This window comes from Chroococcidiopsis thermalis PCC 7203, assembly GCF_000317125.1.
In the GTDB taxonomy this organism is placed as follows: domain Bacteria; phylum Cyanobacteriota; class Cyanobacteriia; order Cyanobacteriales; family Chroococcidiopsidaceae; genus Chroococcidiopsis; species Chroococcidiopsis thermalis.
In genome coordinates this window covers 435,830-451,524 of the sequence record NC_019695.1, presented here as the reverse complement: position 1 = coordinate 451,524, position 15,695 = coordinate 435,830, and the positions used below count along the sequence as shown (strand labels likewise).

General features: G+C 44.9%; 12 protein-coding genes and 1 pseudogene. 7 read left to right on the top strand and 6 right to left on the bottom strand.

Translation table 11 applies throughout. The features are described from left to right. Positions 1-380: 380 nt before the first annotated feature. Together CHRO_RS02005 and CHRO_RS02000 are read left to right on the top strand one after the other, a co-directional pair. Positions 381-890: a hypothetical protein gene (locus tag CHRO_RS02005; RefSeq protein ID WP_015152502.1), complete on the top strand. Its 510-nt coding sequence runs from the start codon at positions 381-383 to the stop codon at positions 888-890. Between the two features lie 326 nt (positions 891-1,216). After that, positions 1,217-1,501, top strand: coding sequence for a tetratricopeptide repeat protein (locus CHRO_RS02000; protein ID WP_015152501.1), 285 nt, complete (start codon positions 1,217-1,219; stop codon positions 1,499-1,501). Between the two features lie 84 nt (positions 1,502-1,585). On the opposite strand, the gene CHRO_RS01995 is transcribed toward CHRO_RS02000, so the two are convergent. From CHRO_RS01995 to CHRO_RS01970, 6 genes are all read right to left on the bottom strand, one after another. Next, positions 1,586-2,806 (bottom strand): acetate kinase, encoded by a 1,221-nt coding sequence (locus CHRO_RS01995; protein WP_015152500.1) that lies wholly within the window; start codon positions 2,804-2,806, stop codon positions 1,586-1,588. Between the two features lie 117 nt (positions 2,807-2,923). Continuing rightward, entirely contained in the window at positions 2,924-3,619 is a 696-nt protein-coding gene (locus CHRO_RS01990) for a class I SAM-dependent methyltransferase (protein WP_015152499.1), read from the bottom strand. A 157-nt stretch (positions 3,620-3,776) separates the two neighbouring features. Next, complete coding sequence (locus tag CHRO_RS01985; RefSeq protein ID WP_015152498.1) at positions 3,777-4,415, bottom strand: histidine phosphatase family protein; 639 nt, start codon at positions 4,413-4,415, stop codon at positions 3,777-3,779. A gap of 68 nt (positions 4,416-4,483) precedes the next feature. Continuing rightward, positions 4,484-5,533: a type I glyceraldehyde-3-phosphate dehydrogenase gene (gap, locus tag CHRO_RS01980; protein ID WP_015152497.1), complete on the bottom strand. Its 1,050-nt coding sequence runs from the start codon at positions 5,531-5,533 to the stop codon at positions 4,484-4,486. Positions 5,534-5,609: 76 nt separating this feature from the next. After that, on the bottom strand, positions 5,610-8,159 hold the full coding sequence (locus CHRO_RS01975) for a glycogen/starch/alpha-glucan phosphorylase (protein ID WP_015152496.1): 2,550 nt from the start codon (positions 8,157-8,159) through the stop codon (positions 5,610-5,612). 181 nt (positions 8,160-8,340) lie between these two features. After that, positions 8,341-10,827, bottom strand: a complete 2,487-nt coding sequence (locus CHRO_RS01970) for a phosphoketolase family protein (protein ID WP_015152495.1) — start codon at positions 10,825-10,827, stop codon at positions 8,341-8,343. A 455-nt stretch (positions 10,828-11,282) separates the two neighbouring features. On the opposite strand from CHRO_RS01970, the gene CHRO_RS01965 reads away from it, so the two are divergent. The 5 genes and pseudogenes from CHRO_RS01965 to CHRO_RS01945 all read left to right on the top strand — a co-directional run bounded on the left by CHRO_RS01965 (position 11,283) and on the right by CHRO_RS01945 (position 15,649). After that, entirely contained in the window at positions 11,283-11,876 is a 594-nt protein-coding gene (locus tag CHRO_RS01965; protein ID WP_015152494.1) for a MarC family protein, read from the top strand. Between the two features lie 285 nt (positions 11,877-12,161). Next, a complete protein-coding gene (locus CHRO_RS31065; RefSeq protein WP_219336060.1) occupies positions 12,162-12,530 on the top strand; it encodes an oligopeptide/dipeptide ABC transporter ATP-binding protein in 369 nt (122 codons plus the stop codon). Positions 12,531-12,534: 4 nt separating this feature from the next. Continuing rightward, complete coding sequence (locus tag CHRO_RS01955) at positions 12,535-13,734, top strand: FAD-dependent monooxygenase (protein ID WP_015152493.1); 1,200 nt, start codon at positions 12,535-12,537, stop codon at positions 13,732-13,734. Between the two features lie 12 nt (positions 13,735-13,746). Continuing rightward, complete coding sequence (locus tag CHRO_RS01950) at positions 13,747-14,520, top strand: aspartate/glutamate racemase family protein (protein ID WP_015152492.1); 774 nt, start codon at positions 13,747-13,749, stop codon at positions 14,518-14,520. 112 nt (positions 14,521-14,632) lie between these two features. After that, positions 14,633-15,649, top strand: a pseudogene (locus tag CHRO_RS01945) (ABC transporter ATP-binding protein). The last annotated feature ends 46 nt before the right edge of the window (positions 15,650-15,695 follow it).

Below are 15,695 nucleotides of genomic sequence, written 5' to 3'. Positions count from 1 at the left end.
GGCGGGTTTAGCAACAGATTTACGAGTTATGGCAATAAATCCACGTTCAAAACCCGCTCGTACAGAAGTCGCGAGAAGAGAGCTGAGGGTGAACAACCAATTACTCGTTACCCATTACCCATCACCCATTACCAACTATCAACTTTATTGTAATATTTCTTATTTTAAAAATGAAAAACAATTTCTTCTTATTAATTCTCAACTTAGAATTCAAACATAATTTATATTTGAGTACCTATCAATTAGTTAAGCTAAAGGTAATCGGCAATTGGTAATTGGTAATTGGTAATTGGTAGCTGGTTGCTAGTCACTGATAACTTTGTAGAGACGTTACATGTAACGTCTCTACACCGATAAATCATTCAATTAGGGGATTTGATATGACTGTTGCATCAACCACTCAATTGAAGCGACCCATTTGGCATACTGTTGTCATCTTGACTTTGGGGCTTTGGCTTGGTGGTAGCTTGCTTTTAGACTGGGTAATTATGCCTAGTTTATATGTATCTGGGATGATGACTCAACCTGGATTTACATCAGCAGGCTATTTCATGTTTTGGAATTTTAATCGGATTGAATTACTTTCTGCTGCCTTGGTATTGACAGGGGTTTTAGCACTCGGCAAATCGCAATTATATCATGCTAATTTGGCTTGGAAAGCCGCAATTTTATCTTCGCTGTTGCTAGCGATCGCCCTGATTAATACTTATTTTCTCACTCCCAATATGTGTGCTGTAGGAATGCCGCTGAATGTATTTGAGTCCGTTCAGGAAATTCCTTCTGTGATGAATCAATTGCACGCTGGTTACTGGCTGCTAGAAGCTGTGAAACTTTCAGTTGGTGGTACGTTGTTAGTTTGGTGCTTCCGCCAAAAAGCTGAAGTTAACTAATTTGACTTAGCAGATTTTCCTAGTAGGGTGGGCAATGCTCACCCTACTTTTTATTTAAGATTTATTACTATTAATTAACTAACATTATGTTATTTGGCTTTTGATGGCAAAGAAATGAAGCGATCGTCTTCAATTGAGCTTGGCGATCGTTGAGAATAAGTCACTTTCCGTTCAAATTTAAAGAAATTGTATCGAGAAGAACAAACTTTCTTTGAGTTAGAATGATAGATTTTTGTTTCTAGCTACTTAATTTTTTGCGTCACCTTGTTGTAAATTCTTCAACATAGCAAAGAAATTTTTTAGCTGCAAACCTGCGAGGAATAAACATGAAAGTTGTTGAAGAAGCGATGACTGCTGAAGACTTCATGAAGCAAGCAGCAGCTAGGGCTGATGGTGGAGATTATGTAGGAGCAATTCAAAGCTACGACGAAGCGGTATCGATAAATCCTGAGAATGCTAGAGCTTTTGGCAATCGCGGCTTTATGAGGCTAAATTTAGGCGATCGCATGGGTGCGTTGTCAGATTTTCGTGCTGCCGCAGAACTCTTCCTCTCCCAAGGCAGAATGGCTAATTATGAGATGGTGTTGGACTATATCGAGAAGATGCAGTAGATAGGTAGTTGGTAAGAAAGTGGTGCGTGGTGCGTGGAATATTTGCGACTGGCGACTCCTGTAGGGGCGCACTGCTGTGCGCCCCTACGACTCTCGATTCAACAGATTCCAGCAAGATTGAGCGATCGCCCAATCTTCTTGGGTTTGGACGACTAAAACGCGGATCTTTGAATCAGAGGTGGCGATGTCTGCATCCTTGGGGGAAGCTTGATTTTTACTGGGATCGAGTTTCAATCCCAGAAATTCAAAAGCTTCACAGGTGGCTGTACGAGTTAGAGGGTGATTTTCTCCCACCCCAGCAGTGAAGACAAGTGCATCCGTTCCTGACAAGGAAGCTAGCATCGAACCGATGTGCGATCGCAGGCGATGAATATAAATGTCAAATGCTAATTTGGCGCGATCGTTTCCCTCGGCGATCGCTTGGCTGATTTGGCGCATATCCCCACTTATACCAGAAACGCCTTTCAGTCCCGATTGTTTATTGAGCATCTCGTCTAACTGCTCGGTACTGTAACCCTGTCGCAATAGATAGAGGAGAATGCTGGGATCGATAGAACCCGATCGCGTCCCCATCATCAATCCCTCTAAGGGTGTAAATCCCATTGTCGTATTGATGCAGCTCCCATCGCGGATTGCTGCTAAAGAACAACCGTTACCTAAATGACAGGTAATCAGTTTGAGGGAACTAAGATCTCTGTCTAACAAATATGCGGCGCGACGAGATACGTATTCGTGACTGATTCCGTGGAAACCGTAACGGCGAATTCCTTGTTCGGACAACTCGTAAGGGATGGGGTAAACGACTGCACCAGGGGGAATGGAACTGTGAAAAGCAGTATCGAATACTGCTACTTGCGGTACTTGTGGTAAAGTCTGCTCGATCGCCTCAATCCCCTCTAAATTGACGGGATTGTGTGCGGGTGCAAGGTTTGCTAGTTCTTTTATTGCTGCTTTCACCTCGGGAGTGATGCGAGTTGGCTGAGAGTAATGCTGTCCGCCGTGAACGACACGGTGTCCGACGAGTTGGATTTCAGCTAAATCGGAAATCACCTGTGTCTCGCCTTGCATTAAAGTATCGAGCATTTGGGCGATCGCCTGCTGTCGTTCTTTGACAGGAATTTCTGTTTTTATCGATGCTCCATGAGAGGTTTTTACCTTGAGTAAGCCGACTGCCGATTTTCCCGTCCAGTCTATGGTGGCTTCCCACAATGGCTCAACTGGTTGCTCTAGAATCCCATCTCCCGTAATTTCGTAGAGACAACTTTTTTGGCTGCTCGATCCGGCGTTGAGTACAAGGATTTTCATCAGTCAGTTATCAGTTAACAGTTATCAGTTAACAGCGATCGGTCTTCCGACTTAAATTTCACTCGGATTCTAGATTTTCGGCAGCAATTTGTTGAGTGTCTAAAGATGTATATAGCTCTAAGATTCTGCTAGGACTAATAGCGAGTATCCTCCTAGTAGCCGTACTGTAACATCTGGGGCGATCGCATGTAAAATTTTTCGCGGTAGACTTAGCGATCTCGCTTTAAAGGATTTCGGGCGATCGACATGCTCGGCGGTGTAGCAATAATCTAAAATTTTGTAGCCAGCGTCTTTCAAAGCCAAAAGAGCTGTATCTTTCATAAAGTAGTGTATATGACCGACGTTTTCTCGCATCCACAAAATCGGTTCGGCTCGCAGAACAAATTGAGCTGACATGTCGAGAGGAATATGAAAAATTTTATATTTAGATTTGGGTTTTAACTGTCTTAAAAAATTTAAATAGTCTTCTACATGCTCGAACACGTCGATACAGAGTAAAATATCGAAAGGATCGATCTCTATTTTAGTTATATCCTCACAGGCAAAAGATAAATTTTGATTTTGGCGCTGTCGAGAGAGTTGGATTGCTTGAGGTGAGATATCATATCCTTGAAATCTGACATGATCTGGTAAGGATAACTGTAGTTGTCTTAAAATCTCTCCAGCCCCACAGCCAATTTCACAAATAGAACGAGGATTTAACTGATTTTTCTGAATTATACTCAGAATTTGCTGGGCTTTCCAAGGGGAATCTTCAACACCATAAGATGGATTATTTTCAAGGTAAGTTCCATCGACATAAATAGTTTGCATAAGCTCTATTTGGATTTAATTGTGAGTGAATTTTGACCTCGGACTTACTCAAGCGCGCAAAATTGAAGAGAAAGAGCGATCGCGAATGTTTCAAATCTTAGTTTAGGGAAAATACCCAGAGCAAAAATGAAATATTTATAGATATATTTGTCGATTATTACGTTCCTGGTAAATTACGTAATTCTGCATCTAGATGATAGCGATCGCCCAACACTTCCAATAAAGGACCGTGTACGTCAAATTTGACAATACTAACAGAAGCAGCTAAAGCAGTAATGCGATCGCGATAACGTCCGACATCGATCCCCAATAAACTGCAAAGAATAATCCTAATCGTGGCTTTGTGAGAGACGATCAAAACATTGCCCGTAGGACATTTAGCTTCAATTTCAGAAATAACAGGCATAGCACGGCTGGCAATTTGGACACCAGTTTCACCTTCAGTCGGCGGATTCCAAGCTGGTTCCGTCAACCATCGGACGTAATCTTCTTCGTAATGTTGCTTGACAAATTCCAGCGTTTGTCCTTCCCATTTGCCGTAGCGAATCTCCTTCAATCCGTCGCGCAATTGCATATCCATCGCGATCGCATCACATAGAGGTTTTGCAGTTGCGATCGTGCGTTTCATCGGACTGACATAAACCGCCGTCCAAGGCAGAGAACGATAAGTTTCGGCAAACGCCTTTGCCATCAACATCCCTTCTGGGGTCAGTTCTGGGTCAAGCTCGCCACAAAAACCTCCCGTGCGGCTGTATTCTGTTTCTCCGTGTCGCAGCAAGTAGAGTTTGAGACTCATGTTTTGATTGGTAATGGGTAATTGGTAATGGGTAGTTGGTAATGACAACTACCAACTACCAACTACCGTTAAGAAACAGCAACCAAGGGGCGATCGCCTGTTAATATGCCTTCTTTCTGTGCCATATAAAGCATCAGATCGAGGACGCGACAGGAGTAACCCCACTCGTTGTCATACCAGGAAACGACTTTGAAAAAGTTGGAATTCAACTCGATACCCGCGCCAGCGTCAAAAATGCTAGAACGAGCATCGCTACGGAAATCCATTGAGACAACTTCATCTTCGGTGTAGCCGAGAATGCCTGCTAAGCCATTTTGGGAAGCTTCTTTCATTGCCGCACAGATTTCTTTGTAGCTGGTGGCTTTCTCTGTCTTGAAGGTCAAATCGACAACGGAAACATCGGGGGTAGGGACGCGAAATGCCATTCCGGTAAGCTTACCCTTGAGTTGAGGCAAAACTAACGCTACAGCTTTCGCCGCCCCAGTCGAGGAAGGAATGATATTTTGAGCTGCCCCGCGTCCGCCGCGCCAGTCTTTTTTACTAGGACCATCTACAGTAGGTTGGGTAGCGGTCATAGCGTGTACGGTGGTCATTAAGCCTTCTGTCAAGCCGAATTTATCGTCGATGACTTTGGCAATCGGAGCCAGACAGTTAGTGGTACAGCTAGCATTAGACACGATCGCATCTTTTTGGGGATCGAATTTGTCGTGATTCACACCCACCAACAGCGTTGGAACCTTATCGGGGTCTTTAGTAGGAGCAGAAATGACTACCCGTTTTGCCCCTGCTTTAAGGTGATTGGATGCCCCTTCATAGGTGGTAAACAAACCTGTAGATTCCACGACATAATCTGCACCCAAACTGCCCCAAGGTAACTCAGCCGGATTTTTGATTGCCGTACAAGGGACGAACTTGCCGTCGATCGCGATTCCATCTTCCTTCGCCTCCACCCGACCGCTGTAAGTGCCATGAGTGGAGTCGTATTTAAACAAATAGGCAAGATTATCGGGGGGAACGAGATCGTTAATCCCGACAATCTCCACTTGCGGATTATGGGCTGCTACCCGCGCTACTAAACGTCCAATTCGACCAAAACCATTAATGCCAATTTTTAACATAAGTTTGTCATTTGTCATTTGTAGAGTGGCTGGTGGCTAGTGGCTAGAGGCTGGACTCTTTTCTAGTCACTAGCCACTAGTCACTAGTCACTGTCCCAAACCAACCATCGCCAGTTTTTTCTGCTGCCAATTGTACCGGAACGGGTTGCACTTTCCAGATCTGCTGGCAGTACTCGCGGATGGCACGGTCTGAGGAGAATTTACCCATGCGGGCTGTATTTAAAATTGACATTTGCAACCACCGATCGCGATCGCGGTATGTCTGAGATACTTGCTGTTGGCAATCGATGTACGGTTGGTAATCTGCCATTAACATGAAGGGGTCTTTGTCAAGTAACAAGTCTACTAGCGGTTTGAATAAGCTGCGATCGCCGTGAGAAAAGTATCCAGAGGCGATTTGGTCGATTGCTTGTTTCAATTGCGGGTTTTGTTCGTAATACTCTCTAGGACGATATCCGGTTAATCTTAAAGCACCAACGTCCTCTGTTGTCAAGCCAAACAGAAAGAAATTTTCTGCCCCCACAGCATTGCGGATCTCGATGTTCGCGCCGTCGAGAGTGCCGATTGTCAATGCCCCATTCATGGCAAACTTCATGTTACCCGTGCCGGATGCTTCTTTACCTGCGGTGGAAATTTGTTCGGAAAGGTCGGCAGCGGGATAGATGGGTTGGCTATTTTTGACGTTGTAATCTGGTAAAAAGACAACTTTCAAGCGATCGCCAATATCTCGATCTTTGTTGACCACTTCAGCCACGGAGTTGATCAGTTTAATTATCAACTTGGCGATGTAATAACCAGGAGCGGCTTTGCCAGCAAAAATTAAGGTACGGGGGGTAATGTCTAGATTGGGATTTTGTTTGATTTGGTTGTAAAGCGTAATTGCGTGCAATATATTCAGGTGTTGGCGCTTGTATTGGTGAATGCGCTTGACTTGGATGTCAAATAGCGAGTCGGGATCGACTTTAACACCCGTGCGATCGAGTAAAATTTCAGCGACGTTAACTTTATTTTCCCGCTTGATCTGCTGCCATTCTTGCTGAAACCCTGGATCTTCAGCGTAGGTTTCTATTCGTTGTACGTCTTCTAAATGTTTGATCCAATTATCTCCGATACAACTGGTAATCAGATTTGTCAGTTTGGGGTTACTCAAGACAATCCAACGACGGGGAGTTACGCCATTTGTGATGTTGGTGAATTTTTCAGGGAAAAACTCGTAAAAGTCTAACAGCGTGGTTTTTTGTAGCAATTCGCTGTGGAGTGCTGCGACTCCGTTAATTTTGTGGCTACCAACGCAGGCGAGGTGTGCCATACGGACGAATTTACCATCGTTTTCGTCAATCAACGATAGCCGTCCGATCCGTCCTTCATCCGTACCAAATTTATGCCGTACCTGTTCTAAAAAGCGCCAATTAATTTCATAAATGATTTCTAAATGACGGGGAAGAAGGCTGCTAAATAACTTCAGCGACCACTTTTCTAAAGCTTCTGGTAGTAACGTATGGTTGGTGTAACCAAAAGTTTTTTGGGTAATTTCCCAAGCGGGTTCCCAGTCCATTTCGTGTTCGTCTAACAACAATCGCATCAATTCGGCAACTGCGATCGCGGGATGGGTATCGTTGAGTTGAACGGCGAATTTTTCGTGGAACTGTTCTAAGGGCAATTTCTGCCGTAACATGATTCGCAGCATATCTTGCAAGGCGCAGGAAACAAAGAAATACTGCTGTTCTAAACGTAGTTGCTTACCTTCGTAAGTTTCATCGTTGGGATAAAGTACCTTGGTTAAGTTTTCCGAGGTAACTTTTTGATCCACCGCACCGTAATAATTCCCGCGATTAAAGGCTTCAAAATCAAAAGATTCTGGTGCTTCGGCTTTCCACAACCGCAAGGTATTAGCCGTGTTGACCTTGTAACCCAAAATCGGCGTATCGTAGGGTATGCCCAGGACAACTTTGTGGGGAATCCAGCGTACCCGATAGCGTCCTTGCGCATTTTTATGTGCTTCGGTGCGTCCGCCAAATTTCACCGAAACAGCCCATTCTGGACGAGCAATTTCCCAAGGGTTGCCATAGCGCAGCCATTTATCAGTTTTCTCAACTTGCCAGCCGTTACGGATCAGTTGGTCGAAAATGCCAAATTCGTAGCGGATACCATAGCCAAGGGTAGGAATTTCCAAGCTTGCCAAGGAATCGAGGTAACAAGCAGCTAACCGACCCAAACCCCCATTACCTAAACCTGGTTCCTCTTCTTTTGCTAGTAATTCTTTCAGATCGAGTTTTAACTCGGTCATGGCTTGCTGCACTTGGTTGTAAATGCCCAAATTGATTAGGTTATTACCCAAATGCGGACCCATCAGAAACTCAGCCGAGAGATAGGCAACTGTACGCGACCCTTCCTGGGTGTAGATTGCGGCTGTATTGACCCAACGTTGCAGGAGGCGATCGCGTACTGTATAGGCAAGTGCCATGTAGTAGTCGTGTTTCGTGGCAAGGGCAGGAAACTTGCCTTGGACGTAGAATAAGTTGTCTAAAAACGCTCGCTTCAGGGTTTCAACCCCAATCCCCGTGCGATCGTCTTCGCATTGCATCCCCGTGTCTTGACCTTGCAGTTGGGGTTCTTGGATTTGCATATTCAATTCCTGTTAACTGTCTCCTGCTATTAACCTTGCCCGATTTTTACTACTACAAAAGTCAAAATGATTACAAGGGAAGTCAAAAGTCAAAATTTAAAAGTCAAAAATTAGGAGCCAGGAGTCAGAAGTAATTTTTCTCCCTCAGCCTCCTGGGCTCCCCCAGTTCCCCCAGCTCTCTTCACTTCCTCGCCGCGCCTTCTTCTCCTTCTAAAGACGGAGTTGAACTAGCATTATCTTGTTGGGTATCGATCGCCCCTTTCTCAGCAGGAGAACCGCTGTAATATTGCCATACCCATTGGCGAATTTCCGCCATGTCTTCGCCATATGTGGAGACGTAATGTCTGTGTTCGATCAGTTTGTCTTTGAGCATTTGCTTGACATATGCTGCTTTAGATCCCAATTTAGGCACGCGATCGATCGCATCCATGACTAAATGGAAACGGTCTAAGTCGTTAAGGACAACCATATCAAATGGCGTGGTTGTCGTTCCCTCTTCCTTGTAGCCGCGAACGTGTAGGTTGCGGTGGTTGGTGCGGCGATAGGTGAGGCGGTGGATCAGCCAGGGATAGCCGTGGAAAGCAAAAATAATCGGCTTATCGGTGGTAAAGATGCTGTCAAAGTCTTTATCTGTCAAACCGTGGGGGTGTTCGGTGTTAGGTTGCATTGTCATCAAATCCACCACATTCACCACCCTGACTTTCAAATCGGGGAAGTGCAGCCGCATCATGTCTACTGCTGCTAAAGTTTCTAGGGTGGGAATATCCCCCGCACACGCCATGACTACATCGGGTTCGCTATCTTTGTCGTTACTCGCCCATTCCCAAATTCCAACTCCTTTGGTACAGTGCTTGACTGCTGCATCCATGTCGAGATATTGCAAGGCTGGCTGTTTTCCGGCGACGATGACGTTGACGTAATGACGCGATCGCAGGCAGTGATCGCCAACTGAGAGTAAAGTATTAGCATCGGGGGGTAAATACACCCGAATCACCTCAGCCTTTTTATTCATGACGTGATCGATAAAACCTGGGTCTTGGTGCGAAAAGCCGTTGTGATCTTGTCGCCAGACGTGGGAAGTCAAGAGGTAATTGAGGGAGGCTACAGGTCTGCGCCAGGTAATGTGACGGGTTGTTTTCAACCACTTGGCATGTTGGTTAAACATCGAATCGATGATGTGGATAAATGCTTCGTAGCAGGAAAATATTCCATGCCGTCCGGTTAGCAAATATCCTTCTAACCATCCCTGACAGGTATGTTCGCTCAATATTTCCATTACCCTACCGTCAGGCGATAGTTGTTCGTCTTCCGGTAAAATATCTGCCGTCCACGTCCGGTCTGTCGTTTTGAAAACTTCACCCAAGCGGTTAGATGCGGTTTCGTCGGGACCAAAAATTCGGAAATTCTGGCTTTTTTCGTTAAATCTCAGAATATCCGCCAGAAACTTACCCAAAACGCGAGTGGCTTCAGATGTTGTCGTACCTGGATTTTTTACCTCCACTGCATAGTGGCGGAAATCTGGCATTTTCAGATCTCGCAATAAAATTCCGCCGTTAGCGTGGGGATTGTCTCCCATGCGCTGTTGTCCGGTGGGTGCGAGTGCGGCTAATTCTGGGAATAACCTACCTTCTGCATCGAAGAGTTCTTCGGGTTTATAACTCTTCATCCACTGTTCTAGCAATTGTACGTGTTCTGGCTTGCTAGACATTTCGGAAAATGGGACTTGGTGCGATCGCCAGGAATTTTCTGTTTTCTTCCCATCCACTTCTTTCGGTCCCGTCCATCCTTTGGGCGATCGCAAAATTATCATCGGATATTGGGGGCGATCCGTAAAACCTTTCGTCCGTGCTTCGTGTTGAATCGCTTTAATGTCCTCTACCACCCGATCCATCGTCGCCGCCATCAGTTGGTGCATGGTAGCGGGATCGTCACCCTCGACGAAATAGGGTTTGTAACCGTAGCCGACGAACAAGCTTTCCAACTCTTGATGACTCATCCGCGCCAACACTGTAGGATTGGCGATTTTGTATCCATTCAGGTGCAAAATCGGTAACACCGCACCATCTCGGACGGGATTGAGGAATTTATTACTATGCCAACTCGTAGCTAAAGCACCCGTTTCCGCTTCGCCATCACCCACGACACACGCCACAATTAAATCGGGGTTGTCAAATGCAGCACCGTATGCATGGGAAACAGCGTAACCTAATTCACCCCCTTCATGGATCGAACCAGGGGTTTCAGGTGCAACGTGGCTGGGAATACCGTAAGGGAAGGAAAATTGTTTGAAGAGTTGCTTCATTCCCTCAGTATCTTGAGAGACATTGGGGTAATATTCGCTATACGTCCCTTCTAAATAAGTGTTGGCAACCAAACCAGGTCCACCATGACCGGGACCAGCAATATAAATCGTGCTGAGGTCATATTTTTTGATAACGCGATTGAGGTGAACGTAGATGAAGTTTAAGCCTGGTGTCGTTCCCCAATGTCCCAACAATCGTGGTTTAATGTGTTCTAGCTTCAGCGGTTCTTTCAGGAGTGGATTGTCTAGAAGATAGATTTGTCCGACTGAAAGATAGTTAGCTGCACGCCAGTAAGCATTCATCTTTTGCAGCTCGTCAGCAGTCAATGAACCTTTTTGTGCTGTAGGAGCGGGTGCTTGAACCATGATGAATTGTTACCCTATTATTTCAAGGTTTTCTACTAAATTCTTTCAATTTCAGAATAGTTTGTTTTCTCTCTAAAGGACGATCGCGATCGCTCTAACTTTCAAAATAGTGAATTGCTCTGATTTTTTCAGTATAGAGCCAAACAAAAAGATGTTACCCTTCTTAAGCTTTTATTAATTCAGTTATCAGTGTAGAGACGTTACATGGAACGTCTGTTATCAGTTATCAGCGATCGGCATTCGGTGACTATTTAGCGATCGCTACTTCAAACGTTTTCAAAAGAGTTCTGAAAAATTATCTTCAATGGCGATGAAAGTGTTAAAATTCCTGCCGAAACTCAAAAAATGTTGTACTGGCAACGAATGCGATCGACACCTCGATAATTGGTTGTTGTATATAAGTCACAAGTAAAGTCTGTACACTGATAACTGATAGCTGTTAACTGATAACTGATGTGGATATTTCTGTATTTATTAAAACTTTTGTAGCTGTATTCGTGCTAGCGGATGCTTTGGGCAATGCACCCGTGTTTCTGATCTTAACTAAAGGGATGGAACCAGAGCAAAGAAATAGCGTGATAGATCGGGCGAGTTTGGTTGCAACCGGGGTATTGCTGGCGTTTGCCTTTGGTGGTCAATGGATTTTAAGATACTTGGAGATTAGTCTGGGTTCCCTGCGGGTAGCTGGCGGATTATTGCTGCTGTTGATTGCGTTGAAAATGCTCGATGGAGACATAGACACGCCAACGGTAGACCAGCAAAGGGATGTAGCGATTACCCCCCTTGCCTTACCACTTTTGGCGGGACCAGGAACGATTACAACTGTGATGTTATTAATGTCTGATTCTCCCAACGCTCATATTAGCGTGGTGATAGGAGTTGTTGCCGCAATGTTCGTGACGTGGTTAATCGTGCGTCAGTCAGCATTCGTAGATAAATGGATTGGTGCAGAAGGTGAGGTGATTATTACTCAGCTTCTAGGATTTTTATTGGCAGCTTTGGCAATTGAGATTGGTAGTACGGGGATTAAGGAGTTGTTTTTGAGTTGACAGCGTTTAAAACTCAACTTTCGTTGCTAATTTCTTTGCTAAAAATAGCCTAGACGCAAAATATGGAAAATTCCGCAAGCATCTAGCTAGAGATTTCAATCAATCTTGACGCAATTTAGAATAGTCTGCATTTATTTTTTGCCGTAATCTTGCACGTATAATATACGGCTGAGATTAGCTATTTTTGATTTGTGAAGACAGAGCAATATGCTATTGCAAGCTCTTTTCAAAGTAAAAGAACTGGCGTAATGCTCGTTATTTAAGTTGATTTGTACTCTTCTATTATTGACTGCTTGTACGAGTAATCAATCGACACAGAATGCTGCAAATTCAGATTCAACCACTGCGACTCCAGCAGCTAAAACAGGAGGAACTCTAATTTGGGCGCGGTATGGTGATGCTGATTCCCTCGATCCCCATCGCACCACGACAACTCGGATTGTTTATCAAAATCCCCGCCATTCTTACACGATTGGGTTACTACAAAGTATTCTCCGACTGGGCGCACAACGTCAGACGCGCCTGAAAGCAATTGAAGGATTGCCACCCAATTTGATAAATTATCCCAAAGGCTGTCCGTTTGCACCTCGCTGTCAATTTGCGATCGCCCAATGTCATGATGAAGATCCGGCTTTAGAGGCTGTAATTGACTAATAAAATGAGCCAAGTTGTAATTGTCGGGGCTGGACCTACTGGCGCAACGCTGGCGCTACTGCTTGTAAAACGCGGCATTACGGTCAAGCTGGTTGAAGCATCTCGTAACTTCCGCCGCGCTTTTCGCGGTGAAGGATTGATGCCTAGCGGGTTAGATGCTTTGGCACAGATGGGATTATCACCTATGCTAGAGCGGATTCCGCATCAAACGTTAGATGCTTGGGAATTTTTAATTGAGGGGCGATCGCTGTTTCGCGTTGACGAACCAATAGAATCGGGTGGTAAGCCCTGTACTCTCGTTTCACAGCCAGCCCTACTCGAAGCACTAATCGATGAGGCAAGCACTTATGCTAATTTTGAGTTCGTGCAAAATGCTCCCGTGCAAGATTTATTGTGGAGAGATGGACGGGTTTCTGGCGTGAAGCTAGGAAGCGGCGAAATTTATGCCGATTTAGTGGTTGCTGCTGATGGTCGCAATTCTATTGTGCGGCAACGAGCCAATTTGTCTTTAGAGCAAAAGTCTCAAAGTTTCGATATTCTTTGGTTTAAATTAGCAGATAGTCCGCATTTTGAGTCGGAGAATATCTTTTATTCGATCCTTCAAGGTCATCATGCATTTGGTTTGTTTCGTTCTTCAGAAGGAAATTTACAGTTGGGCTGGGCGCTGCGCGATCGCGATTCTGTAAACTGGAAGCAAGTTGATGATTGGTCTGAGATACTTGCATCTGTGTCACCGCCTTGGTTGGCAGAGCATTTTCGCCAAAACGCCAAAACTATCGATCGCCCCGTTCTATTATCTGTTGTAGTTGGTCGCTGTTCGCACTGGTATACACCAGGTTTACTCTTGTTAGGCGATGCCGCTCATCCCATGTCACCAATCCGCGCTCAAGGTATCAATATGGCTTTGCGGGATATCATTGTTGCGGCAAATCATTTAGTTGGGTTGTTGCAAGAAGCAGCAGAACATACGGCAATTGATGCAGCATTGCCAAAAATTCAAGCCGAGCGGGAGCCGGAAATTATTCGCGTGCAGCAACTTCAAGCTCAAGAAGCGGCTCAGGCTGATTTACTAGAGAAAAGCGCATTCATACGATGGGGCGCTAGCTCGCTAGCTCCATTGTTGCGCTACCCTATTCGTCAGTCTTGGATTGCTCGACAGCGCCAGTTGCGCCAAGGAGTAACGCCAGTAAAGTTAACTGTTTAAGATGGTGCAATCATGAGTCACGCACAGCAGCCACACGCAGTCATTCCGATGAAAACGATTGGTATCTTGGGTGGAATGAGCAGTCAGGCAACAGCTGAATATTATCGCCTAATCAATGCTGGAATTAATCAAGTGCGCGGTGGTTGGAATGCGGCTGAATTGCTCATATGCAGCGTAAATTTTGCCAATATTGAAGCGTTTGTGCGACGCGAACAATGGGATGATGCCGCAAATTATCTTGTTGACAAAGCACTTAAGCTAGAACAAGCTGGTGCTGATTTTATCGTCATGGCTACGAACACTCTACATCGAGTTGCGCCACAAATTGAAGCAGCCATTGAGATCCCCTTAATTCATATTGTTGATGTTACTGCTGCTGAAATTAGACAGCAGGGCATCACAAAAGTTGGCATACTGGGTACTAAACCTGTCATGCAAGCAGATTTTTATCGCGATCGCTTCAAATTACATGGTATTGAATTAATCGCACCGAGCGATCGCCAATGTCAAATTATCGATACCATTATCTTTGACGAGCTGGTTCATCGCAGCATTCAAGATGAATCGCGCCAAATCTACATCGAAATTATGCAGGATTTAGGCGATCGCGGCGCTCAGGTAATGGTTTTAGGTTGCACTGAAATCTCATTACTGGTTGAACCAGAAGATTTCCCCGATTTACCCTTGTTTGATACCACTGCTTTGCATTGCCAAAAAGCAGTTAATTTGGCATTAGAAATCGAATTTCTACCAGTCAAAACGATGAAATATAGCAATCCTAGATAAATCGTGAAATCGATTGCTCATGTAGAGACGTTACATGTAACGTCTCTACATAGGAAACGTTCACAAATCAATTTGGATTGCTATAGTTGTTTATCCACCGCAGGAAAAACCGATGGTGCAATCTCAAACCAGTGCAAATCAAACTGATAGAAAAAGCGCGACGCTACTCAAAATTCGCGATTTACAGGTTTATTTTCCAATCCACAAAGGTATTATTCTCCAAAAGCAAGTCGGCTGGGTTAAAGCTGTAGATGGTTTGAGTTTTGATATGAAACGAGGAGAAACTTTAGGACTTGTAGGAGAATCTGGCTGCGGCAAAAGCACGACTGGCAGAGCAATTTTACAGCTAATTCCTCCTACTCACGGACAAGTTTACTTTGAAGATACAGAACTAACCAAGCTTACAGGCGAACAGTTGCGACAAATCCGACAGTGGATGCAAATGATTTTTCAATATTCCTATGCATCCCTCAATCCTCGCATGACAGTAGGTGATATTGTTAGCGAACCACTAGAAATTTTTGGTTTAGCTCAAGGTAGAGACAAACAACAGCAAGTCAACCATTTATTAGAAATGGTTGGCTTAACTCCAGAATTTATCCATTGCTACCCACATGAATTTTCCGGCGGACAACGCCAGCGAATTGTCATCGCCCGTGCATTAGCCGTGCGTCCCGACTTTATTGTTTGCGACGAACCGATCGCGGCGCTTGATGTTTCCATTCAAGCCCAAATCGTCAACCTAATGCAATCCCTACAAGCAGAATTAGGACTGACTTATTGATTTATTGCCCACGATCTAAGCGTTGTCCGGCATATATCCGATCGCATTGCCGTGATGTATCTAGGTAAAATTGTCGAACTTGCCGATCGCGTTGCCCTTTACGAAAAACCTTTACACCCGTATACTCAAGCCTTACTCTCAGCTATCCCAATTCCCGATCCGCAAATTGAAGCAAAACGCGATCGCATTGTCCTCCAAGGCGACGTTCCCAGTCCCACAAACCCGCCTTCTGGCTGTCGCTTTCACACCCGTTGTCCCATCGCTGTAGATATATGCAGTCAACAGGAACCAGAATTTAGAGATGCAGGCGGCGGACATTACGTTGCTTGTTATTTAGTCGAGTGAGTAGTGGTACGGGCGCACAGCTGTGCGCCCGTACAGTGAGTAGTAG